The organism is Saccharopolyspora sp. SCSIO 74807, from assembly GCF_037023755.1.
Taxonomy (GTDB): domain Bacteria; phylum Actinomycetota; class Actinomycetes; order Mycobacteriales; family Pseudonocardiaceae; genus Saccharopolyspora_C; species Saccharopolyspora_C galaxeae.
Genome location: NZ_CP146100.1, coordinates 1,940,309 through 1,962,266, shown reverse-complemented (window position 1 = coordinate 1,962,266; position 21,958 = coordinate 1,940,309). Strand labels below are relative to the sequence as shown.

Genomic DNA, 21,958 nt, shown 5'->3' with positions numbered 1-21,958 from the left:
GCGTAGCCGAAAGGAGCCGTGCCCGCCCGGGTGCGGCTCCTTTCGCATGTCCGGGCCCGGGTCGATCGAGCGTCGAGTCAGATCACGCGGGAGCGCAGCAGGGCGAAGGCGCGCTCGTCGCGGTCGGCGCGGGCCGGTTCGGAGCCGTCCTGGCAGCCGACGGTCACGAAGTCCACGACGTCCCAGCCGGTGCGGGTGAACAACCGCCGCAGCCCCGCCTCGGAGAAGATCCAGAAGTTCGTGGCGTCGTCGTTCGCCTCCGCCGGATCCAGCAGGTACGCCACCGGCTGCGCCTGCAACGGCGTGCCGTCCGGGGCCTGCCTGGCCACGCGGGTGGACAGGAAGCACAGCTCGGCGCGCTCGGCCAGCGCTTCGAGCACGTGGAACGGGTTCTTCAGGTGGTAGAGCAGCCCGAGGAAGAACACCGCGCCGTAGCGCGCTGCGGGCAGCTCGAACCGGGCGTCCAGGTCGACCTCGTGCACCTGCACCGATGACGAGAGCTCGTGGACGAGCCGCCGGGCGCCGCGCAGCCCGTTGAAGTTCGTCGGCGGGTTGTCCAGCACGTCCACCCGGCAGCCCAGCTCGTGCTCCAGGAAGAACCCGAAGTCCCCGTCGGCCGCGCCGATGTCGGCGATCCGCGCGCCGGCCAGCGAGTCGAACACCTCCCGCTGCGGCCCGGACAGCAGGGCGTCCAGGTGGAAGACGTTGGCCATCGTGTCGTACGGATACCAACCGAAGTCCTCGGGCGCGATCTCGTCCTTGCGCGCGAGCAGGTCGGTGCGGAACGCGAGCGCGCGCTCGCGCACCGTCTCGAAATCGGTCATCAGGCCCGGTTCTCCCCAGCGCTAGCGGTAGGCACTACCTCGCAAATCATGCCGGACGCCACACTCCACCGGGCGTTCGCGGTGGTTATCCTTTGGCGCGTGGAACTCATACCTTTCCTGCACTACGGCCTCGTCACGCTGCTCGGGATCGCCACGATCGCGGTCCTGTGGTTCGCCGGGTACGTGGTGTACCGGCTCTACAGCGACTGACCCGCACCCGCTCCGGCGCTGGTGGCGCGGGTAATCTGCCGGGGATGACTGCGACACCCGACCGGCCCGAGCCCGGCAGCGGCGACGCGGCCGTGCAGGCCGCCGCCGAGCGCGCCGAGAAGACCCGCCACCGCAACGTGCCGAGCTTCGACGACCTCCCCGGGGTCGGCGACACCGCGAACCTGCGGGAAGGCCCGGACCTGCACAGCGCCTGCCTGCAGCTGCTGCCGCTGGTCGGTGTGTGGCGCGGCGAGGGCGAGGCGGCGCACCCCTCGCAGGACGAGACCTACCGGTTCTTCCAGCAGGTCACCTTCGCCCACGACGGGCGTCCGTTCCTGTTCTACGAGAGCCGTTCTTGGCGGCTCGACGGCGAGGGCGGGCAGGTCGTCGGTCCCGACGTCCGCGAGGTCGGCTTCTGGCGCCCGCAGCCGGACGACGTGATCGAGCTGCTGATCGTGCACCACACCGGCGTGTCCGAGATGTTCTTCGGGCGGCCGAAGAACAAGACCACGTGGGAGCTGTCGACCGACGCGGTGATCCGCACGCCGACCGGCGACGACGTCACCGCCGCGAGCAGGCTCTACGGCGTGGTCGAGGGCTCGCTGGCCTACGTCGAGGAACGCGCCACCACCGAGCACGAGCTCCAGCCGCGGCTGTCGGCGAAGCTGGAGCGCATCGTCGGCTGATCCTCGACCCGGAGCGAACGGACCGTTGGTCCCAATAGATTGGGCGAACAGGCCGTTCACTCCTGGAGGAATTGCGTTGCGGCGGGTCAGTACTGGGACTCGTAGAGGTCCGTTAGTTCGGCGTGCAGCTGCGGGTCGGTGTTGATCGAGGTGCCGTCGAGGGTGTGCACCGGCGTGATCAGCCGGACGCTGGAGGCCATCCACAGGCCGTCCGCATTGCGCAGCTCCTCCTGGCCGAACGGCTCGATCCGCGTTTCCCAACCGGCCTGCTCCGCGGCGCGGAACAGCGCGTCCTGCGTCGTGCCGGGCAGGATGCCCGTGCTCGGCGGCGGAGTGCGCAGCGTGCGCCCGCGAGCGAGCACGACGGTCGAGGTGGGGCCTTCGAGCACGGTGCCGTCCGTCGCGGTGAAGATCACCTCGTCGGCGTCGCGGCGGCGCGCTTCCCGGATCGCGGCCATGTTCACCGCGTAGGACAGCGTCTTCGCCGACAGCAGCAGCCACGGCGCACGCTCCTTCAGATCGGGCGCGTACCCGCGGTCGAGGGTGATCGCGGCCAGGCCATCGGCGCGTTTGCGCAGCGTGTCCGGGCCGACGGTCATGCCGAGGGCGAACCCGTGCGGCGTCTCGTCGCCGTCCACGCCCCGGCTGCACACCAGCTTCAGCGCCATCTCGCGCTCGTCCTGCCAGGGCCAGGCGTCGATCACGGCCTGCGCCGCGCGTTCCCAGCCGGCGCGTTCCGGCGGGTCGAAGTCCAGCATGTCGGCCGAACGCCGCAGCCGGTCCAAGTGCGGGCCGAGCGCACGGGGCTTGCCGTCGACGACCAGGATCGTCTCGAAAACACCGTCGCCGCGGGTGACCGAGAGGTCGTCGGCGCGCATCAGCGGCGCCTCCGGATCGGCCAGCGTTCCGTCCAGCAGAGCCAACACGCGCATGGTGGGCAGCCTAGGAGCCCCGCACGGCGCCGCAGCAACCGGCCTCGTCACCGCTGCGCAGGACGGTCGCGCCGGACGCGGCACCGGCTTTCCGGCAGGTCCGCCCGGACAGTACCCGCGAGGCATACGATCGGAACCGGCAAGCCGAACCCGTCGAGCACAGGAGCCAGCAGTGGGTGAGAAGGCATCGCTGCGCACCACACTGCACCGGCACGGCATGCGGGTGACCCCGCAGCGCCAGCTGGTGCTCGACGCGGTGCGCGAACTCGGGCACGCCACGCCGGAGCAGGTGTGCCGCAGGGTGCAGGGCACCGCCGAGACGATCAACATCACCACCGTTTACCGGGCGCTGGACGTACTGGAGGACATCGGCCTGGTGCGGCACACGCACCTCGGGCACGGTGCCCCCACGTACTCCGCGGAGGAGCACGAGCACGTGCACCTGGTGTGCCACCGCTGCGGGGAGGTCGACGAGGTGCCCAGTGAACTGCTGGCGGACCTCGCGGACCTGCTCGACCAGCGGTGCGGGTTCGCGCTGGACGCCACGCACCTGGCGCTGTCCGGATCCTGCCGCGGCTGCCGCGGCACCCGCGGCGCCGATCACCGCGCGGCCGAGGAGGCACGATGAACTCACCCCTGCTGGAGCTGCCCGGAGCCGTCGCGGCTCCGGAAGAGGCGTCGCTGGACTCCTCGCTCGACGTGGGCGTGCCGTGGCACTTCGGCGACCCGTTCGCCGAGCAGCGCTCCGCGGCCCGCTCGGCGGTGCTGGTGGACCGCTCGCACCGCCAGGTGATCGCGGTGCCCGGCGAGGAGCGGTTGAGCTGGCTGCACCTGGTGCTTTCGCAGCACCTCACCGAACTGCCCGAGGGACAGGGCACCGAGGCGTTGGTGCTGGACAGCCAGGGCCACATCGACTGCCACCTGATGCTCGCCCACCACGAGGGCGCCGTGTACCTCGACACCGATGCGGGTGCGCAGGCGACCAGCGCGCTGCCGACGATCGGTGTGGACGGCAAGCAGACGCTGCCGGAGTACCTGGAGGCGATGCGCTTCTGGTCGAAGGTCGAACCGCGGGACGCCACCGACGAGTTCGCGCTGTTGAGCGCGATCGGTCCGGACGCGGCCGAGCTGCTGCGCAAAGCCGGCGTGGACGCGGTCCCGTCCGCGCCGTGGGAGGTGGTGGGCCTGCCGGGCGGCGGCTTCGCCCGCCACGTGCCGTTCCGCGGACTGTTCACGGTGGACCTCGTGGTGCCGCGGAAGTCCTTGGTGGATTGGTGGATGCGGCTGACCGACACGGGTTTCCGCCCAGCGGGCACGCTCGCTTACGAAGCGCTGCGCGTCGAAGCACTGCGCCCGCGTGTCGGCCTGGACACCGACGAACGCGCCATCCCGCACGAGATGGGCTGGATCCACACCGCCGCGCACGTGGCGAAGGGCTGCTACCGCGGGCAGGAAACCGTGGCCAAGGTGCACAACGTCGGCAAGCCGCCGCGCCGGATGGTGCTGCTGCACCTGGACGGGTCGGTGGAAGTCCGCCCGGAGACCGGGGATCCGGTGTTGCACGGGGAGCGCAAGGTCGGCCGGATCGGCTCGGTCGTGCTGCACCACGAGCTCGGGCCGGTGGCGCTGGCGCTGCTGAAGCGGACCGCGCCGGTGGACGTGGAACTGGTCGCCGGGGACGCCGAGCAGGAGCGGGCGGTCGCGGCGGCGGTCGATCCGGACTCGGTGCCGCCGGACTCCGGGGAACCGCCGGGGCGGCTGGCCGCCCGGGGGCTCCGCGGTCACTGAACATCGGGCGGCCACTGAACATCGGGCGGTCACTGAGCACCGGGCTACCCGTCGTCCGTCCCATTGACCGGTCGGGAAAGCTCGCCGCGCGTCCGGAGCAGCACGATCACGGGCCGTGGTGCGGGCGCAATGTCAACCGGATGATTGGCGGATCAGCCCAACGACGCGGCGGGCGCGGATGTGCCAAGATCACCCCATGACTCGGTCGCCCGCACCGCCGGGCACGGTCCTCACCGTCGCCCCCGTCCAGGTCCGGCAGGACACCGCGCCGCGGCCCGCGGCCGAGGTCGCGGCCGCCGCCGAGGACTGCGCGCGGGTCGGCGCGGCCGTGGTGGACCTGGTGCCGGACGCCGGGCTCGCGGAAACCGTGGCCGCCGTGCGCGAACGCACCTCCCTGCTCGTGCGCATCACCGCGCACGCCCGCGGGGAGACGCTGACCGGCCTGCTCGACGCCGGGTCGCACATCATCTCCTGCCCGCTGAGCGCTCCCGCCGAATTCGCCGCGGATCTGCGCGAAGGCGCCCGGGAACGCGGCATCGCCGTGCACCACGAAGCGCGTTCGCCCGCGGACTTGGCCGCGCTGCGGGAAGTTCCCGCACCGACGCACGTGGTGCTGGTGTTCGGCGCGGGGCTCACCGGCGACGTCCCGGGTTTCGCCGCCGCGCTGGGCCAGCTGCCCGAAGGAACCTCGTGCACCGCGACCGGCTTGGGCGAAGCGGGCGTCCCGGTGCTGCTGACCGCGCTGGCCGCCGGAGCTCATGTGCGCACCGGCATGGCCGACCACGCCGGGTACGCCCCCGGGGTGCGGGCCAAGGACGACGCGCAACTGGCGGCCCGCGCCGCCGGAGTCGCCAAGATCGCACAACGACCGCCGCTGCCGCCCGCGCAAGCCGCTCCGATCCTCGGAGTCGGGACTCCGGGATCCGGGATTTCGGGAGCCGGGACTTGATGCGGCCGCACTCGCGCGCCAGGCACACTGGACGCAGCCGCCTCGCCGACAGCCGCGGTGTCCCTCCGGCACCCGGCGCCGGTGGGCACGACCGACGGAGGATGGGCACGTGATCGAAGTCCGCCCCGGTGGGCGCCGCCGGATCGACCGGGTGCTGTCCCCGGCCTACACCGACGGGATCGAGCAGCACGATCTCGGCGAGGTCCGCGAGTTGCGCGACGAAGCCGCGCAGGAGGAGACGGACCTGTCCTACCTGCGCAGGATGCTGCACGCGCGGATCGACATCGTGCGCGCCGAGCAGCGCAGGCGCCGCGAAGGCGGCTCGGCCTCGGTCGTGGAGCAGCTCGCGAACATCCTCTCGGACAACGCGGTCGGCCCGGCCACCGGTTCCGGCCGCTACCAGACCACCGAGCCGTCGCGGGCCGAGGCGCACCGCAGGCACGTCGAGGCGCTGGTGTCCGATGTGGATCTGTCCGACGTGATGTCGCTGTCGGACGCCAAACTGGACACCGCGCTGCACGCCTACACCTCCGAAGAGGATTCGGTTTCGCAGCGCCGCCGCGAGGTGCAGGCGGTGGTGGACCGGCTCAACGCCGAGATCGCCCGCCGCTACCGCGAAGGCGCCGCATCCGTGGACGACCTGCTGGCCGCGGAGCGGGACCGGCGTTGACCGCAGCCGTGCCGCTGGTCGAACTCGTTCGCGGCGGGCTGCGCGAAGGGGTGCACTTCGGTTCGGCGGTGCTGCTCGAAGCCGACGGCTCGGTCCGGTGGTCGGCGGGTTCGGTGTCCGCGCCGATGTACCCGCGTTCCACGGCGAAGCCCGCCCAAGCGCTGGCGATGCTGCGCGCCGGGCTCGAGCTGCCCGACGACGCCGACCTGGCGCTGGCGGCCGCTTCGCACAACGGCGAACCGGAGCACACCTCGCGCGCCGCGGGAATCCTGCGCGCGAACGGGCTCGCGGAGGACGCGTTGCGCTGCCCGGCCGACCTGCCGCTGCACGAACCCACTCGCGCCGAGCGCATCTCGGACGGCGCCGGCGAGCGACGGCTGGCGATGAACTGCTCCGGCAAGCACGCGGCGATGCTGGCGACGTGCGTGCAGCGCGGGTGGTCCACCGCGGACTACCTGGATCCGGCACACCCGCTGCAACGCGGCGTGCGGGACACCATCGCGGAGCTGTCCGGCGACGAGATCGACCGGACCACTGTGGACGGCTGCGGCGCACCGCTGTTCGCGATCACGTTGACCGGTCTCGCGCGGCTGTTCCGCTCCCTGGTCACCGGCGACGGCCGCCGGGTCGCCGATGCGATGCGGGCGCATCCGTGGCTGGTCGGTGGAACCGGTCGGGAGGACACGGAGCTGATGCGGGCCGTGCCGGGCCTGCTGTCCAAGGCGGGCGCCGAGGGCGTGCTGGCGCTGGCGTTGCCGGACGGGCGCGCGGTGGCCGCGAAGATCTCGGACGGTGCCGCGCGGGCGCGGCTGCCGGTCGCGGTCGGGGCGCTGCGCGCGCTCGGCGTCGAGCGGGGCGCGCTCGCCGGACTCGCGGAGGAACCGCTGCTCGGAGGGGGCGAACCGGTCGGCACCGTGCGGCTCGTCCCCGGCGCGCTGGACTGATCACCGGCGAGTTCAGGCAGCGGCGGTCGACGGGACGAGCGCGCACAAGGACGGCTGGTCCGCCGTCCGGCGATCAGTTGAAGCGTTCGCGGGCGGCGAACTCCGCCCAGAAGTCCCGCAGCGCCTCGTAGCGCTCGCCGACCTCGCCCGCGTCACCGGCCTCCATCGCGTCGATGATCGCGTGCACGTCCTCGGCCGAGGTGTCCGCGTCCAGGTCGGCCTCGTTCATCATCTGCACCAGGCCGCCGTAGTCCAGCTCCACCGCCGAGTGCGGGTGGAACCGTTCCAGCCAGCGCCCGGTCTCACGCAGGATCTTGGTCGGCCCCTCGTCGCCGATCGAGTCCCGGGCGACCGAGTGCGCCCGCGCGACCCTGCGCCGCGCGTCGGCCATCGCGGCCCGCCAGAACACCCGCCGGTCCCCGTTGTCGGCGACGGTCCGCCGCTCCGGCGGATCGACCACCACGAACCACGGCAGCGGGACCGTCCAGGTCGACGAGAGCACGTGCACCGCGCTGCTGGACAGCTCGCTGACCACGGCGCTGGCCCTGGTCCGGGCCTTGTCCACCGGCACCGCGACCGCGGCCGCGCGCAGCGGCACCTCGGCGGCACCGAGGAAGCCCACCAGCGCGGCGGCCGAACGGCCGCGCAGGTCCAGCGGGCACACCAGCGGCCCCGGGCCGACGCTCGCCGCCGGGTTGCTGGGCACCGATTCCGGGTCGAGGACGAGGACGTCGCCGGCGCCCTGCGCGGCACCGCTGGAGTCCTCGCCGGGAAGCAACCTGGGCGGGGCGCAGACCTGGGTCCGCAACCATTGGTCCTGTTCCCGCGTCGCGGCACCGGTGACGTCGAGCGCGCCGCGCTGCACGGTCGCGGCGAGCTGTTCACGGGTGGGCGAGTCGAACGACGACAATGGTTCGTACACCCGCAGATAGGCGACGAACGGCTCTGGCACGCGAGTATCGTGCCATGCGCGCTGCGGCGGCCGGTGACTACCCGCCGCACGTCGGAGCCGATGGCGACGCGGCGCGCGGGCCGATGGCGACGCCTGCGCGATCTGCGGGCTGGATCACCCGCGACACGGAGACGTGGGGTGGCACCACGTCGCGTAGAACCGCATCGGCACGGTACGGTAGTTACAGGAAAAGTTGTCGAGATCATGCGGGGCCGCCGTTCCCCTGGCCGCCCCGCACACCCTGCGCGAGGGGGTCGAGCCATGGGGCGCGGCCGGGCTAAGGCCAAGCAGACGAAGGTGGCCCGTGAGCTGAAGTACAGCTCCCCCACCATGGACGTCGATGCATTGCAGCGCGAGCTGTCCTCGGATTCGCCTGGCGAGTGGTCCGAGGAGGACCGCGCCGACGCATACGACGACGGGTACGACGACTACCGGCGTTGACGGCACGAAAACACCGAGTGGACGAGCACCGTCCACTCGGTGTTCTGTGTCGGCAGACGACCTGATCGCATCCGGGTCCGGATGGTGCCGAGCCGGGTGGAGCCACCACTCGTTCGACATCGTTCGCGGTGGGCGGGCCTGCGGTTGCGCTTGATCGCCGCAAGCGCTCCGCCGGCCGGGCGTAGCAACTCCGACGATCAACCGAACACGCAGTACCAGCGAAGTGCGCCGGGAAACCGGCGCACTTCTCGTTTGCGCTGCGGAAGAAGTGCCCGGTCCGGGACCGGGCGGAGCCTGGGGATGCTCGGGCGCCTACCAGGCCCGGAAAAGGACTGTGAAGTGAAAGGGGCCGGTGTGCGGGCCGCCTCTCGGCGGATGGCGCTGTAAGGCTCCAGCCGAACGGTATTCCCTACAGGCTTGGTGATGGAGCCCGGGGGCACGCGCACACCGGCCACCCCGAACAACGAGTGCGGCGCCCCGCAGAATTCCCGCCGGCGCCGCAGATTTCGGCGAACGGCTCAATGCATCCCGTGCACCACCGCGTGGCCGCGCCCGCGGGCGATCATCCACTTGTTCACCGGCACGGTCAGCACGAACGCCACCGCCAGCGCGAAGGCCAGCGATGCCCAGAACAGCGCGGTCGTCGGACCGGCGTCCATCGCGCCCGGCACCACCACCATGACCGCGTTGTCCACGACCTCCATCACGAAGATCGAGAGCGTGTCGGCGGCGAGCGCCACCCGGACGGCGCCGGCGAAGCTCACTCCGGAGCGCAGCACGCCCCGCATGGTCAGCGCATAGCCGAAGACGAACGCGAGGACGACCGACAGCACCACGGTGCCGACGTTGTGCAGGCCCGCCGCGGTCCCGATCACCATGCCCAGGATCTCGCCGATCGCGCAGCCGGTGAGGCAGTGCAACGTCGCCGACACCGCCATCCGCCAGGACGAACCGGGCGCGGCGTGGTGCTGGTGGGACGTGTCCGGCTGCTGAGTCATCGCTGCTCCTCGGAAGAGGTCTTTCCCGGCGATCGCCAGTTGAAACGATACCCCCAGGGGGTATATTCCAGGCGATCGGCGCGGACTCGGCAGGCGGAGCGGGGATCAGAACCGCGGGTGGTTACCGCGCAGCACGACGCGCTGGTCCTCGGCGGCTTCCTCGACGGTCGGCTGCTTGGCGACCTCGCCCAGCACCCACGCGGGCACGTGCCGGGCGGTGAGCACCGCCAGCGCCCGGTCCACGTCCTCGGCGGTGACGACCGCGACCATGCCCACCCCCATGTTGAAGGTGCGCTCCATCTCCTCGGTCTCCACCCGGCCGCGCTGCGCGATCATCCGGAACACCGGGTCGGGCGTCCAGGTTCCGCGGTCCAGCACGGCGGTCAGCCCGGACGGGACGACCCGTGCCAGGTTCGCGGCCAGTCCACCGCCGGTGACGTGCGCGAAAGTGCGCACCTCCGCTTCGGCGGCCAGGGCCAGGCAGTCCTTGGCGTAGATCCGGGTCGGCTCCAGCAGCTGCTCGCCGAGCGTGTGGCCGAACTCCTCGACGTGGCCCTCCAGCGGCATCCGGGCCAGTTCCAGCAGCACGTGCCGGGCCAGCGAGTAGCCGTTGGAGTGCAGCCCGGAGGAACCCATCGCGATCACCACATCGCCCGGGCGCACCTTGTCCGGGCCGAGCATCGCGTCGGCCTCGACGACGCCGACGCCGGTGGCCGAGAGGTCGTACTCGCCGGGCGCCATCATGCCGGGGTGCTCGGCGGTCTCCCCGCCCAGCAGCGCGCAGCCGGCCTGCACGCAACCCTCGGACACGCCCTTGACCAGGTCCGCGATCCGCTCCGGCTCGACCTTGCCGACGGCGATGTAGTCCTGCAGGAACAGCGGTTCCGCGCCGCAGACCACGAGGTCGTCGACGACCATCGCGACCAGGTCCATCCCGACGGTGTCGTGCTTCTGCATCGCCTGCGCCACGGCGAGCTTGGTGCCGACGCCATCGGTCGAGGACGCCAGCACCGGCTCGTTCCAGCGGTCCAGCTTGAGCTGGAACAGTCCGGCGAAACCGCCGAGGGAGCCCAGCACCTCGGGCCGGGTGGCCCGCTGCGCCCAGGGCCGCATCTGCTGCACGGCCTCGTCACCGGCTTCGATGCTCACCCCCGAGGTCGCGTAGGTGGCCTTGGCTTCCTCGGCGGCTTGCGACCCCGCGAGCAGGTCTTCGGACACGACTGACTCCACATCTGATGTGAGTTTGCGGTTGGGTGGCGGGAAGTCCGGCGACGCGTTCGGCGGGGCGCTCCGGGCGCGGGCGCCCGCCCGTTGCTTACCACAGGCGCGGGCGCCTGCATCCGGTCCCGCCGCGAGGTTTCCCGGATTCGCCGATCGATGCACGCGGCCGGACGCGAGCGCACCACGCTACGCGGCGCGCCACCTCGGCCGGGGCCGGGGAGTCACGGCCTGCGCAGCGCGTCGGCACCGCCGTAGCCATTGGGCAGCACCGGCTCGGCGGGGCCCGCCACGCCGCGTTCGGTCTCTTCGGAGGAGTTCTCCAGCAGGTACTTGCCCAGCCGCGCCTCTTCCGGGAGCGGGATCGGGTAGTGCCCGTCGAAGCACGCCGCGCACAGCCGGTTGCGGGGCTGCTCGCTGGCGGCGATCAAGCTGTCCAGCGACACGTAGCCGAGGCTGTCCGAGCCGATCGAACGCCGGATGCCGTCCGCGTCCGAGCCGTTCGCGATCAATTCGGCGCGGGAGGCGAAGTCGATCCCGTAGTAGCAGGGCCACTTCACCGGCGGCGAGGCGATCCGCACGTGCACCTCGATCGCGCCCGCTTCGCGCAGCATCCGCACCAGGGCGCGCTGGGTGTTGCCGCGCACGATCGAGTCGTCCACGACGACCAGACGCTTGCCGCGGATCACCTCGCGCAGCGGGTTGAGCTTGAGCCGGATGCCGAGCTGGCGGATGGTCTGCGAGGGCTGGATGAAGGTCCGGCCCACGTAGGAGTTCTTCACCAGCCCGTTGCCGTAGGCGATCCCGGATTCCTGCGCGTAGCCGACGGCCGCGGGCGTGCCGGACTCCGGCACCGGGATCACCAGGTCGGCGTCCACCGGGTGCTCGCGGGCGAGCCTGCGGCCGATCTCCACGCGGGTGCTGTGCACCGAGCGCCCGGAGATCGTGGTGTCCGGGCGCGCCAGGTAGACGTACTCGAACACGCAGCCCTTCGGCTTGGGGTGGGCGAAGTGCTGCGAGCGCAGCCCGTCGGCGTCGATGGCGAGCAGTTCGCCCGGCTCGACCTCGCGCACGAACGAGGCTCCGACGATGTCCAGGGCCGCGGTTTCGCTGGCCACCACCCAGCCGCGTTCCAGCCTGCCGAGCACCAGCGGGCGCACGCCGTGCGGGTCGCGGGCGGCGTAGAGGGTCGACTCGTCGGAGAACACCATCGAGAAGGCGCCCTGCACGGACGGGAACAGCTCCAGCGCTGCCTGCTCGATCCCCTTGTCCGCGGCGCGCGTGGCCAGCAGCCCGCACACCAGGTCGGAGTCGGTGGTGGCGCGTTCGCAGCCGGACGCGGGCGCGGAGGTGTTCGCCGCGATGGTGTCCGCGCCTTCGGCGACCAGCCGTTCCCGCAGGTCGGCGGTGTTCACCAGGTTGCCGTTGTGGCCCAGCGCGAGTCCGCCGCCGCCCGCCGTGGTGCGGAAGGTGGGCTGCGCGTTCTCCCACGTCGCGCCACCGGTCGTGGAGTAGCGGTTGTGCCCGACGGCGACGTGGCCGCGCAACGTGGCCAGGACCTGCTCGTCGAAGACCTGGCTGACCAGGCCGAGGTCCTTGTAGACCAGCATCTGCGAGCCGTCGCCGACGGCGATGCCCGCGGCTTCCTGGCCGCGGTGCTGCAGCGCGAACATGCCGTAGAAGGCGAGCTTGGCTACTTCTTCACCGGGCGCCCAGACGCCGAAAACACCGCATTCCTCGTGCGGTACGTCCTGCTCGTAGGGATCGGTGTCGGGCTTCGAGGCGGGTGCGCCGGGCGCACTGCTCGGGTCTGGCCGGTCGATGACCACCGAGAACTCCTTGCGGACGGAATCGGAGTTACACCCAAGTGTAAACGGAGCCCGACGGCGTGGTGACCGGCCACCTGCGCCAATCTCCCCGGAACGGCCCGCTGACCTGGGAATCCGTGAAGCGGATCACGGCGATGTGAAGCCGGTCATCGCCGCGGCGAATTCGGAGGGAAGCTGCCCGCTCACCGTGCGCGTTCCATTTCCGACGGACCGCCGACGCGGCTGCATCGGGCGACCGGTCCGTTCACTCGGTGCGGAACACGGCGGTCATAGCCGGCGCAGGCGCTCGTGCACCCGGTTCAGGAGGTTCAAGTCCCGGCAGGGCTCCGGGTGGATCCGGCCGGACCAGGACAGGCGGCGGTCGAGCTGCGCGGCTTCGGATGCTTGCGGGACGCGACGGTCCAGGGGCATCGCGGGCTTCTCGTGCTTACCCATGGCGGACGCTCCCGCAGGTGCGCCGAGCGGGGCCGGGGTGTTCGGGGGCACCACCACCGGCCCCGCCGACCCACTGCCCCGGCACGATGCGCTGGGAGGACCACGACGCACCAAGGCAGCGGAAGCCGCGCCCGCATCCCAACCGAGCCACGGGGAGGACGGGCCGGAGACGGGAACAGCCCGGCGGTCGGCTCTGCACTGGAGGCGATTGCGGCATGGCCCAACCTTCGCCCCGATGAGCCGTCGAAGTTTTGCCTCGCAGGCAATCACTCGGACGGGTGGCTGCTATACCCGCAGACCCGCGCGGTAGGCCATGCCGCGCAACTCGCGGCCGGAGGCATCTCGCTTCGACTTCGCCAAGAGCTCGGCGAGGACGGCGCGCATGAACGGGTGGCGGTGAATGCGCGTGGGCGAGATCTGCTCTGCGTTGCGCAGCTTCAGCACCGCATCGTCGCGACGGTTCGGCAGGTGGGTGAGCGCGCGCCCGTACTCGCGCCAGTACGCCGCCTTCCGCGTCGGCGACGGCAACGCCTCCGGATCGACGTCTTCCGCGATCCGCGCTGCCTCGGCAGGTTCGTCGGCCTCCAGGGCGACCGACATGCGCCACACGCCTACGTTCGACGGGCCGAACCCGAACCACATCGCGTTGCCCTCACCGGTCCGGGATGCCAGGTCGGCCGCGTGCTCGAGCGCCGAAAGCCGTCCGGCGTGATCACCTCGAGCAGCCGTCACGAGCGAGGACGTGAGCGCGACCATCCCGGTCAGCTGCATCGCCGCCGATGTGGCGGTGCCGGGATCGGCCGCCGCCAACGTCCGCGAAGCAAGATCTGCCCCACCCGCTCCGAGCAGGCCGAACGCGGTTCCGAACGCGCTCACCGCGTGGTAGGCGGGTTCTTCCAAGCGCTCCGCCGCACTCCGCGCCAGCATCGACGCCTGCCAGGACAGATCGAGGTTCGCGCCGAGATCCCCGAGCCATGCCTGGGTGCCCTGCACGTGCGTCAGGACGGCCAACCGCAGCAGCGCACGCTCATCCCGCCCGGTCTCGAGCGTGGTGTGCAGATCCTTGATCAGCGCGGGAAGCCTCGCGCCCACGAGGCCGTAATCGCAATCCCGCTGAGCGTTCAAGACCTCGGCGGTCCTCGACGCGAGGGCGTCAACGGGCGCAACCGCACCGCCTGGCTCGCCCATGCTCGCCTGGAGCATCGCCAGCCGTACGGCGTTGAGTCCGCGGTCCTCTTCCGGCTCACCGCTGTTGGGAACCGCGGTGCGCATGATCTCGCTCGGCGCCACGTCCAGGGCTTCCGCGAGCCGGGTGATCAACGAACGGCGGTCGAGCGCGCGATCGCCGGACTCCAGCCGCGACAGGTACGACGTGGAAATCCCCGCGAGCCCGGCGATCACCGCGAGGCTCTTGCCTCTCGCCTTGCGGATCTCGCGGAGCGTCTCACCTGGTGCTTCCGCCATCCGAACACACCCCGCTTCACCGAAAGGTCCGCCGCGCACCGGCGGAGAGGCACGCCCAGAGTGCCAGGCGCGGTCATCACCGCTCCAGCAGTTCCACGCTGGCGGCCATGACAGTCGCTCCCGCAGGTGTGCCGAGCGGGGCCGGGGTGTTCGGGGGCACCACCACCGGCCCCGCCGACCCACTGCCCCGGCACGATGCGCTGGGAGGACCACGACGCACCAAGGCAGCGGAAGCCGCGCCCGCGATCCAGGCAGGCCGCGGGGAGGACGGGCCGGAGACGGGAACAGCCCGGCGGTCGGCTCTGCACTGGAGGCGATTGCGGCATGCACTTAATGTCGCTGCTTGATCACGAAGAGTGAAGTAGTTGCGCGGCCATGCGCATAACCGCGCATCGGGAGCTATTGAGCGGCTGCCGCGTCGGCGAAAGCCTTGCGGTATTCGCCCGTCCACGCGGCACCTTGCTGGTCTGCGGGCAGACCGTTCAGCCCCTGTTCGAGATGATCGGCCGCGACGTCGAACGAGGCCAGCGACATGTGCGCCAAGCCGAGGTTGAGCCGGTGGAAAGTCGGGTTGAGCCAGTAGGCCGTTCTGGGCGCGGGATGCCGGGCCGACTCCTCCAGCAGACCGTCGGCCACCTCGAGCATCCGTCGTGCGCCGTCGCGATCCCCGAGCCGTCCCGCGCCGTGCGCGGCCTGCGCGGCAGCTCCGAGACGTTGATGGACGCTCGCACCCGGCGTGTGGTGCTCGGCCAGGAACCAGCGGGCCACACCGCGCCAATTGCCTCGCTGGCGGGCGACGTAGCCGCGGAAGTTCGCGGCCTGCGCCGCGAGCACACCGTCCCCGATCTCGTCAGCCGCCTGTTCCGCATCGGCCAGCCAGCGCAGGGCTTCCTCGTCCTGACGAGTCTCGGCGTACAGCCACCCCGCGAACTGCACCCACTCGGCAACGACCTCGGCGAGCGCACCGCGATGCGGTCCGGTCGCCTGCCGCACCAGGTCCGTGACCATCCGGACCTGCGCCAGCGTCGCCGGAATCAGCGGTCCCGGACCCATGGTGTCGTCCAGGCGCCGCTGTGCCGCGAGCACGCTCGCCAGCGCGGCGACCGCACCACCGTCCAACTTGTGCGGACGTTCCCGCACTCGACCGAGGCGATCGCGGTCGTCCGAGGTGAGCACGTCCGGCGCGATGTCACCGGTGGCCAACCTCCGCAGCTCACCGCCCGAGCCGAGGAGTTCGTCCAAGTGGCCCGCGGTGTTCGGCGACGGGCGCTGCCGATCGTTCTCGTACCGGGACAGGTTGCCCTGATCAACGTGCACCTGTCGCGCAACAGCCGGTTGGGACAGGCCGGCGGCCAGCCGAAACCGCCGGAGGGCCTGCCCGAAGGTCTCGGACACGGTGATCCTCTTCTGCCGAATCTCCGCCGATCCTCGGCGGAGAGATCAGATTACCGAGCGCGGTGCTTCTTGGACAGCGTGTGATCACCACGAGCCAATGCGTGCTCAGGACGCCGGGACCTCGCGGAGGGCGCCGAGGACTCGGCGGTGCGTGAGCCAGCCGGAGAGTTCGCGACCGGACTCGTCGAGCACCGGCAGCGCGCCGCCGGGCGCCGAGGCCAGCGCGTCCAGCGCCTCGGCGAGCGTGGCGCGGTCGGTGATCAGCGGTGGGAGTTCGGCCAGATCACCGGTGAGCCTGCGAGGGTCCTCGCCGCCCGGTTCGAGCCGCTGCGCGCCCAACGCTTGCGCGACCGCCCGGGTCGTCACGCAGCCCCGGTACTCGCCGTCCGGGTCGACCACCGGCAGCACGCCGTATCCGGACAGCGCGAGCTGTTGCGCGGCATCGGAGAGCTCCGCTTCGGCGCGCAACGCCTCCGGCAACGGCTGCACCACCCCGTGCACGCCGCGGCTCGTCAACGGCCAGGTCGCGCGGCTGGCCTCCAGGTCGACGCCGCGGCGCCGCAGCTTCAGCGTGTAGATCGTGCCCTTGCTCATCGCGCGGCTGACCAGCGTCGCGATCACGATCGCCGCCATCAGCGGCAGGATGATCGAGTACTCGCCGGTGAGCTCGAACAGCACGATCACGGCCGTGATCGGCGCCCGCGCCGCCCCGGCGAAGGCAGCCCCCATGCCGATCATCCCGTAGACACCGGGTGCCGCCGTCGCGCCCGGCATCAGCTCGTGCACCACCGCGCCGAACGCGGTGCCCGCCATGCCGCCGATGAACAACGACGGCGCGAACACCCCGCCGGAACCGCCGACGCCGATCGTCAGGCTCGTGGCGAGCATCTTGCCGACCACCAGCAGCAGCAGGAAAGCGACCGCGTACTTCCCGCCGATGGCGTTCTGCAGCACCGGGTAGCCCACGCCGTACATCTCCGGCAGCACCAGCAGGATGCCGCCGACCAGCAGCCCACCGACCGCCGGGCGCAGCCACTCCGGCCCGCGCCACAACCGGTCGCAGAGGTCCTCGACCAGGTACAGCACCCGGCTGAACCCGATCCCGAGCGCGCCCGCGAGCACGCCCAGCAGCACGATCAGCAGGTACTCGTGCGAACCCGTCAGCGACAGCTTCGGCAGCTCCAGGAACGCCTCGTTGCCCAGCACGGCCCTGCCGATGACGCTGGCGGTCACGCTGGCGACGACCACGGCGGCGAACGAGTCCACCGCGAAGCTGCTCAGTATCAGCTCCATCGCGAAGAACGGGCCGGTCAGCGGCGCGTTGAAGGTCGCGGCGATGCCGCCTGCCGCGCCGCAGGCGACCAGCACCCGCAGCCGCGACTCCGGCAGCCGCACCCTGCGGCCGAGCGAGGAACCGAGCGCGGAGCCGATCTGCACGATCGGCCCTTCGCGGCCGACCGAGCCGCCGGAGCCGATGCACAGCGCGGAGGCGAGCGCCTTGACGAAGCTGACCTTCGCCGGGATGCGGCCGCCGTGCTCGGCGACCGCGTACATCACTTCCGGCACCCCGTGCCCGCGCGCTTCCGGCGCGAACCGCTGCACCAGCGGCCCGTACACGAGTCCCGCGATGACCGGTGTGAACAGCACGAACCACGGCCCGAGCGCGGGCAGCCACGGGTGCGCCACCCCGCCCGCGACGGAGTAGTCGGCGGTTCCGGACAGCACCCGGGTGAACGACTGCACCAGCCAGCGGAACACGATCGCGCCGAGTCCGGCGCCGACGCCGATGACCACGGCGAGCGCGACCAGACCGGACGTCCGCTCCCGCAGCCACGTCCCGATTCCGTGGCGGTCAGGCAGTGCGGGACGGCGGGATTCGTACGTCGCAACCACTCTTGCATGATGCAACAGTTGCCCATGGCACGAAATGTAAGATGCGGAACACCGGGCAGCACCGGCCCGGCGGCGGCTCCGGTACAACGGAGCCCATGCCCCGCCCCGACGTCGACGACGAGCTGCCGGTCGAGGACATCGACGCGGTCACCGACGCGATGCTCACCGCATCCCGGCTGCTGGTGGCCGCCTCCGCGCGCTCCATCGCCGCGGTGGACGACTCGCTCACGCTGCCGCAGTTCCGGCTGCTGGTGGCGCTGCACGGACGCGGCCCGCTCAAGCACGCGGCGGTGGCCGAGCTGCTGGGCGTGAACCCGTCCACGGTCACCCGGATGATCAACCGACTGGTCACGTCGGGCCTGGTGGACCGGCAGGTCAGCCCCACCTCGCGGCGGGAGAGCGCGGTGTCGGTGACCGCGGCCGGGGCCGACGTGGTGCGGGAGGTCACCGAGCACCGGCGCACCGAGATCGCGCGGATCGTGCGGCGGATGCCCGCCACGGCGCGGCGCGGGATGGTCGACGCGCTCACGGCCTTCACGCAGGCGGGCGGAGAACCGCCGGTCAGCAGCTCGCCCTACGACGCCGCCGACACCTACGAGCGTTGATCGGCTTCAGCCCTCGACGCGGACCAAAGGCAGCCACGGGGTCAGGTCGGCCCGCGAGCCCGAGGCGCTGACCAGTCCGGATTCGACCGCTGCCGGGAAATCCAGCCTGCCGGTGGCCAGCAGCAGCCAGGTGCGCGCGTCCGTCTCGATCACGTTCGGCGGGGTGCCGCGGGTGTGCTCCGGTCCGGCGACGCACTGCACGGCCGCGAACGGCGGTACGCGGACCTCGACGGTGCGGCCGGGCGCGACGGCTTCCAGGGTGCGCAGGCTCAGCTTCACCGCGGACGCGGTTTCCGCGCGGGACGGGCGCTGCGCCGCGTCTTCGGCCCAGGGGTCCGCCAGCCACGGCGCTACGGCGGCCACGGCGGCGCGCATCTCGTTCGGATCGACCCGTCGACGCGGAGGCATGGCGCAAGCTTACGAGCAGCACCGCAGCGCACGGTCCGGGCCGCCCGAAGATCACAACCAGCCGAGCTTGACCGCCTGCATCCCGGCCTGGAAGCGCGTCTCCACCCCTAACCGCGCGACCAGCTCCCGCACCCGCCGGTGCGCGGTGCGCGCGCTGAAGCCCATCAGCCGTCCGATCGTGTCATCGGTGGCACCGGAGGCCAGCAGCGACAGGATCCAGCGCTCTTCCTCGGAAGGCTGCTCGTCGCCGCTGATCACCCGCTCGCCGGAGGCGAACGGCGCGGCGAACCGCCACAGGTCCTCGAAGATCCGCATCACCGCGACCAGCAGCGCCGAGTGCCGGATCACCACCGCGCTGTCCACGGTCTGCTCGGTGGTGGTCAGCGGCAGCAGCGCCACCTCGTTGTCGACCAGGATCATCTTCGCGGGGGCGACGTGCACGACCCGCGCCTGCTCGCCCAGCGAGACCAGCTTGGCCGTCAGCTCCAGCTGCGGCGGGCGCGCCAGCGCCGCCCGGTCGTAGAGCACCTGGTACTCGACGCCTTCGGCGAGCTTGCGGGATTCCAGCGAATCCAACGCTCCGGTCGCGGCGTAGGGCGGTTTCGCCACGCCCTGCACCAGCTCTGTCGCGCTGCGCTGCAACTCGTAGGCGGCCCATCCGACGCGGCGCGCACCGTGCACGACCTGCAGGACTCCGCCCGCTCCGGACCGCGCCTTGGCGACCCGGGCGACCGAGGCCACCGCTTCGCGCGCCTCGGCCTGGGCTTGCACGGCCTGTTCGGCGACCCGCGGGGCCGCCCGATCCGGCGTGCGTTCAGGCGCCTCGGTGAATCCGGACAACACGGCACAACCTTCCATGACGCGCCCGGACAACTCCGGTCTGGACCAGTGTTGCTGCGAGCATCGAGCCGGTCCCCTCCTGGGAGGGAACGTATGCACCGGGAGACCCGGCTGGGAACCCACTTTTGCGGGATGACGACGTTCGACCTTCGGCTAACCCCGTTCGGCGGCGGGAATTCATCCCCCGAATGCAGCAGCGCAGGCACATTTCCGGCACCGCTTCAGCGCGCGGCGCACCGGTTCCGCCGGGAACGGCACGGCGGGCCTTTCCTCAGCAACGAGGAACGGCCCGCCGAGGTGACGATTCACATTCACAGTTCTCCGGTTTGCAGCAGATCCGGGGTCGTACCCTCCGGCGCCCCGTTGATGACGCCTGCCGCGGCGGTGCCCTGCAACCCCGAGATCACGTCCGCCGGAGCGGCGTCCGGACCGGCCTCCAGGAAAAGCGCGCCGACACCGGCCACGTGCGGGCTGGCCATCGACGTGCCGCTGAGCGTCGCCGTTCCGCCGCCGGGCGCGAGCGAGAGGATGTCCACACCGGGCGCGTAGCCCTCGACCGTGGCGCCGAAGTTCGTGAACTCCGCGGAGGAGTCGTCGCGATCCGAAGCCGCCGTGGTGTAGACGCCCTCCGCGCTGGCCGGCGAGGTGTTCTCCGCGTCCTGCGACTCGTTGCCCGCCGCCACCGCGAGGAACACGCCGGAATCGACCAGCCCGGTGGCCGCCTCGTCCAGCGCCGGATCCTTCGCACCGCCCAGCGACATGTTCGCCACCGAAGGGCCGTCGGCGTTCTGCGCCACCCAGTCCATGCCCGCGACGATGTCGGCGGTGGTGCCGCTGCCGTTGTCGTCGAGCACCTTCACCCCGACCAGCTCGGCCTGTTTGGCGACCCCGTAGGTGGCGGAGCCGATGGTGCCCGCGACGTGCGTGCCGTGGCCGTTGCCGTCGGTGCCGTCGCCGCCGGTGGCGTCGTGGCCGACCGAGGCGCGGCCCTGGAAGTCCGGGTGGTCCGGGGCGATCCCGGTGTCGATGATGTAGGCGGTCACGCCCGCACCGGTGCCGTTGGTGTCGTACTGGCCGTCCAGCGGCAGGTTCGGCTGGTCGATCCGGTCCAGGCCCCAGGAGCCGGCCTCCGCCCGGGGCTGGGGGTCGGTCTGGATGTGGAAGTTCTGCGAGACGCCTTCGACGTCGTTGCTCTCGCGCACGCGCTGCAGCTGCTGCGGGCTGAGCGTGGCCGAGAAGCCGTTCAGGCTGTGCGCGTAGAGGTGTTCGGCGCGCACGCCGAGCTCCCCGGCGACGGCCGCGGCGTCCTGGCCGTCTTCGAGGTTGACGATGTAGGAGTCGGCGGTTCCGTCCGCCGAGATCACCTGGTCTTCCGGGTGCATGGTCAGCGGTGCGAGGGTCTGGTCGGGTGCGGCGCTCGCGGGAGCTCCGGCGAACGCGAGCGCGGCGGCCGCGAGGCCCGCGCCCGCTCCCGCCCACCGGCGCCGGACTGGCGATTCGGACATGGTTGCCTCCCCTTCAGCGTCATCCGGGTGGGGCCGGATGAAATCTGATGGTGCTGTTCCGACGAAAGCACGGAAATGCAGCGAACCGGGCGGTTTGGCGACTTGTCGCCAAACACTTGCGCCGGAAGGGTAACGGCGTTCCGCATCTTTTTCGGATCACCCGATAACATGCCGGGTGATTTTCACCCGAACGGCCTTGCGCAGCGTTTTCAATTGGAAATTGACGCCGTTGCCGCGCCCGCCGGAGAGCCGCACGCAACGCGTCGGATCTGCGCGCGAAACGCGCCCGCAATTAGGGGATAATGTGCTCATCGCTCACTCGATCGGCCGCATCCGCCGCGACAGCGCGCGATCGAGCGGGCCGAATCCGCGCACCGATGAGGTTCGCGGCAGCACGAACGGAATGCGCTCAGGTCGCCGCGACCCAGCGGCGCAGCTTCAACCGCACCGCCTCGACGTACTCCTCGGGCAGCTCGGCCGCGGAGTCCTCCGCGGGGACCGAGTCCGCCTGCCGCTCACCGCCCGCCGGGGCGACGCCGTACTCGAGGCCGTAGTACAGGTACAGCGCGTGCTCCTGCTCCAGCAGCAGATCGCCTTGCTCGAGAGTGACCCGCGGTGCCTGCCGCACCGTCTCCTTGAGCACCGAAACGGTCAGCGTGTCGCCGTCGAACGCGGCGCCGTCCAGCGGCACGAAACTCTCGTTCGTGCCGAAGAGTCCGGTTTGGACGGTGATCCAGGCGGGCTGCTCGGTGGCTTCGTCCAGGAACAGCTGCCCGACGATGCCGACCCGCTGCCCGGCCGGGTCGAACACCTCGCAGCCGAACAACCGCAGTGCTTCCCGCTGACCGATCATGCCGACCGCCTCCCGAACTCGACCGCACCGGCTGCCGCCGAACGCGCCCGCCCGGCCGAGCAGCGGCCACTCCCGCCCAGTCTGCCCCCGCCGCCGCGGCACCGGCACCTCGGAACGGC

22 protein-coding genes are annotated in these 21,958 nt (G+C 71.6%); 8 read left to right on the top strand and 14 right to left on the bottom strand.

Annotation, left to right across the window (positions count from 1 at the left end; translation table 11 throughout):
• Positions 1–77: 77 nt before the first annotated feature.
• Entirely contained in the window at positions 78–824 is a 747-nt protein-coding gene (locus V1457_RS08800) for a methyltransferase domain-containing protein (RefSeq protein WP_200068821.1), read from the bottom strand.
• Positions 825–1,078: 254 nt separating this feature from the next.
• On the opposite strand from V1457_RS08800, the gene V1457_RS08795 reads away from it, so the two are divergent.
• A complete protein-coding gene (locus V1457_RS08795; protein WP_200068820.1) occupies positions 1,079–1,720 on the top strand; it encodes an FABP family protein in 642 nt (213 codons plus the stop codon).
• 86 nt (positions 1,721–1,806) lie between these two features.
• Here the strand turns inward: V1457_RS08795 and V1457_RS08790 are convergent, their stop codons facing one another.
• Complete coding sequence (locus V1457_RS08790) at positions 1,807–2,652, bottom strand: aminodeoxychorismate lyase (protein ID WP_338602307.1); 846 nt, start codon at positions 2,650–2,652, stop codon at positions 1,807–1,809.
• A 217-nt stretch (positions 2,653–2,869) separates the two neighbouring features.
• Here V1457_RS08790 and V1457_RS08785 point away from each other — a divergent pair, with 217 nt between their 5' ends.
• From V1457_RS08785 to V1457_RS08765, 5 genes are all read left to right on the top strand, one after another.
• Positions 2,870–3,280 carry a transcriptional repressor gene (locus V1457_RS08785; RefSeq protein ID WP_200069341.1) on the top strand — a complete coding sequence of 137 codons (411 nt, stop codon included), beginning with the start codon at positions 2,870–2,872 and terminating at the stop codon, positions 3,278–3,280.
• The gene (locus V1457_RS08780) at positions 3,277–4,440 is read left to right on the top strand and encodes a folate-binding protein (protein WP_338602303.1); all 1,164 of its coding nucleotides are present in this window, start codon (positions 3,277–3,279) and stop codon (positions 4,438–4,440) included. Before V1457_RS08785 ends, V1457_RS08780 begins: the two co-directional genes overlap by 4 nt.
• A gap of 196 nt (positions 4,441–4,636) precedes the next feature.
• Positions 4,637–5,389, top strand: a complete 753-nt coding sequence (locus V1457_RS08775; RefSeq protein ID WP_200068817.1) for a 3-keto-5-aminohexanoate cleavage protein — start codon at positions 4,637–4,639, stop codon at positions 5,387–5,389.
• A gap of 109 nt (positions 5,390–5,498) precedes the next feature.
• Positions 5,499–6,059 (top strand): aerial mycelium formation protein, encoded by a 561-nt coding sequence (locus V1457_RS08770; protein ID WP_295151046.1) that lies wholly within the window; start codon positions 5,499–5,501, stop codon positions 6,057–6,059.
• Complete coding sequence (locus tag V1457_RS08765) at positions 6,056–7,003, top strand: asparaginase (RefSeq protein WP_338602298.1); 948 nt, start codon at positions 6,056–6,058, stop codon at positions 7,001–7,003. Before V1457_RS08770 ends, V1457_RS08765 begins: the two co-directional genes overlap by 4 nt.
• A 73-nt stretch (positions 7,004–7,076) precedes the next feature.
• Here the strand turns inward: V1457_RS08765 and V1457_RS08760 are convergent, their stop codons facing one another.
• Positions 7,077–7,955 (bottom strand): hypothetical protein, encoded by an 879-nt coding sequence (locus V1457_RS08760; RefSeq protein ID WP_200068814.1) that lies wholly within the window; start codon positions 7,953–7,955, stop codon positions 7,077–7,079.
• 261 nt (positions 7,956–8,216) lie between these two features.
• Here V1457_RS08760 and V1457_RS08755 point away from each other — a divergent pair, with 261 nt between their 5' ends.
• A complete protein-coding gene (locus V1457_RS08755) occupies positions 8,217–8,396 on the top strand; it encodes a DUF3073 domain-containing protein (RefSeq protein WP_200068813.1) in 180 nt (59 codons plus the stop codon).
• 518 nt (positions 8,397–8,914) lie between these two features.
• Here V1457_RS08755 and V1457_RS08750 read toward each other — a convergent pair.
• From V1457_RS08750 to V1457_RS08720, 7 genes are all read right to left on the bottom strand, one after another.
• Positions 8,915–9,334: a DUF4396 domain-containing protein gene (locus V1457_RS08750; protein WP_200069340.1), complete on the bottom strand. Its 420-nt coding sequence runs from the start codon at positions 9,332–9,334 to the stop codon at positions 8,915–8,917.
• A 165-nt stretch (positions 9,335–9,499) separates the two neighbouring features.
• Positions 9,500–10,612 (bottom strand): phosphoribosylformylglycinamidine cyclo-ligase, encoded by a 1,113-nt coding sequence (gene purM / locus V1457_RS08745; protein WP_200068812.1) that lies wholly within the window; start codon positions 10,610–10,612, stop codon positions 9,500–9,502.
• Between the two features lie 224 nt (positions 10,613–10,836).
• The gene (gene purF, locus V1457_RS08740) at positions 10,837–12,441 is read right to left on the bottom strand and encodes an amidophosphoribosyltransferase (RefSeq protein WP_295141740.1); all 1,605 of its coding nucleotides are present in this window, start codon (positions 12,439–12,441) and stop codon (positions 10,837–10,839) included.
• Between the two features lie 267 nt (positions 12,442–12,708).
• Positions 12,709–12,876 carry a hypothetical protein gene (locus V1457_RS08735; protein WP_200068810.1) on the bottom strand — a complete coding sequence of 56 codons (168 nt, stop codon included), beginning with the start codon at positions 12,874–12,876 and terminating at the stop codon, positions 12,709–12,711.
• 285 nt (positions 12,877–13,161) lie between these two features.
• On the bottom strand, positions 13,162–14,340 hold the full coding sequence (locus tag V1457_RS08730) for a helix-turn-helix transcriptional regulator (RefSeq protein ID WP_338602288.1): 1,179 nt from the start codon (positions 14,338–14,340) through the stop codon (positions 13,162–13,164).
• 399 nt (positions 14,341–14,739) lie between these two features.
• Positions 14,740–15,735 (bottom strand): helix-turn-helix transcriptional regulator, encoded by a 996-nt coding sequence (locus V1457_RS08725; RefSeq protein WP_338602285.1) that lies wholly within the window; start codon positions 15,733–15,735, stop codon positions 14,740–14,742.
• Between the two features lie 105 nt (positions 15,736–15,840).
• Positions 15,841–17,628 (bottom strand): chloride channel protein, encoded by a 1,788-nt coding sequence (locus V1457_RS08720; RefSeq protein ID WP_338602282.1) that lies wholly within the window; start codon positions 17,626–17,628, stop codon positions 15,841–15,843.
• Between the two features lie 95 nt (positions 17,629–17,723).
• Here V1457_RS08720 and V1457_RS08715 point away from each other — a divergent pair, with 95 nt between their 5' ends.
• The gene (locus V1457_RS08715; protein ID WP_200068806.1) at positions 17,724–18,233 is read left to right on the top strand and encodes a MarR family winged helix-turn-helix transcriptional regulator; all 510 of its coding nucleotides are present in this window, start codon (positions 17,724–17,726) and stop codon (positions 18,231–18,233) included.
• 6 nt (positions 18,234–18,239) lie between these two features.
• Here V1457_RS08715 and V1457_RS08710 read toward each other — a convergent pair whose 3' ends face one another.
• The 4 genes from V1457_RS08710 to V1457_RS08695 all read right to left on the bottom strand — a co-directional run bounded on the left by V1457_RS08710 (position 18,240) and on the right by V1457_RS08695 (position 21,839).
• On the bottom strand, positions 18,240–18,641 hold the full coding sequence (locus V1457_RS08710) for a sterol carrier family protein (RefSeq protein WP_200068805.1): 402 nt from the start codon (positions 18,639–18,641) through the stop codon (positions 18,240–18,242).
• A 51-nt stretch (positions 18,642–18,692) separates the two neighbouring features.
• Positions 18,693–19,484, bottom strand: coding sequence for a DNA-binding response regulator (locus V1457_RS08705; RefSeq protein WP_295149668.1), 792 nt, complete (start codon positions 19,482–19,484; stop codon positions 18,693–18,695).
• Positions 19,485–19,792: 308 nt separating this feature from the next.
• Complete coding sequence (locus tag V1457_RS08700) at positions 19,793–20,986, bottom strand: S8 family peptidase (RefSeq protein ID WP_338602276.1); 1,194 nt, start codon at positions 20,984–20,986, stop codon at positions 19,793–19,795.
• A 409-nt stretch (positions 20,987–21,395) separates the two neighbouring features.
• Positions 21,396–21,839, bottom strand: coding sequence for a PRC-barrel domain-containing protein (locus V1457_RS08695; protein ID WP_200068802.1), 444 nt, complete (start codon positions 21,837–21,839; stop codon positions 21,396–21,398).
• Positions 21,840–21,958 lie beyond the last annotated feature (119 nt).

Coding starts and splice junctions, on each gene's coding strand:
- V1457_RS08800 (WP_200068821.1), bottom strand. CDS start 824: ATGACCGATTTCGAGACGGTGCGCGAGCGCGCGCTCGCGTTCCGCACC.
- V1457_RS08795 (WP_200068820.1), top strand. CDS start 1,079: ATGACTGCGACACCCGACCGGCCCGAGCCCGGCAGCGGCGACGCGGCC.
- V1457_RS08790 (WP_338602307.1), bottom strand. CDS start 2,652: ATGCGCGTGTTGGCTCTGCTGGACGGAACGCTGGCCGATCCGGAGGCG.
- V1457_RS08785 (WP_200069341.1), top strand. CDS start 2,870: ATGCGGGTGACCCCGCAGCGCCAGCTGGTGCTCGACGCGGTGCGCGAA.
- V1457_RS08780 (WP_338602303.1), top strand. CDS start 3,277: ATGAACTCACCCCTGCTGGAGCTGCCCGGAGCCGTCGCGGCTCCGGAA.
- V1457_RS08775 (WP_200068817.1), top strand. CDS start 4,637: ATGACTCGGTCGCCCGCACCGCCGGGCACGGTCCTCACCGTCGCCCCC.
- V1457_RS08755 (WP_200068813.1), top strand. CDS start 8,217: ATGGGGCGCGGCCGGGCTAAGGCCAAGCAGACGAAGGTGGCCCGTGAG.
- V1457_RS08750 (WP_200069340.1), bottom strand. CDS start 9,334: ATGGCGGTGTCGGCGACGTTGCACTGCCTCACCGGCTGCGCGATCGGC.
- V1457_RS08735 (WP_200068810.1), bottom strand. CDS start 12,876: ATGGGTAAGCACGAGAAGCCCGCGATGCCCCTGGACCGTCGCGTCCCG.
- V1457_RS08730 (WP_338602288.1), bottom strand. CDS start 14,340: ATGGCGGAAGCACCAGGTGAGACGCTCCGCGAGATCCGCAAGGCGAGA.
- V1457_RS08715 (WP_200068806.1), top strand. CDS start 17,724: ATGCCCCGCCCCGACGTCGACGACGAGCTGCCGGTCGAGGACATCGAC.
- V1457_RS08710 (WP_200068805.1), bottom strand. CDS start 18,641: ATGCCTCCGCGTCGACGGGTCGATCCGAACGAGATGCGCGCCGCCGTG.
- V1457_RS08700 (WP_338602276.1), bottom strand. CDS start 20,986: ATGTCCGAATCGCCAGTCCGGCGCCGGTGGGCGGGAGCGGGCGCGGGC.
- V1457_RS08695 (WP_200068802.1), bottom strand. CDS start 21,839: ATGATCGGTCAGCGGGAAGCACTGCGGTTGTTCGGCTGCGAGGTGTTC.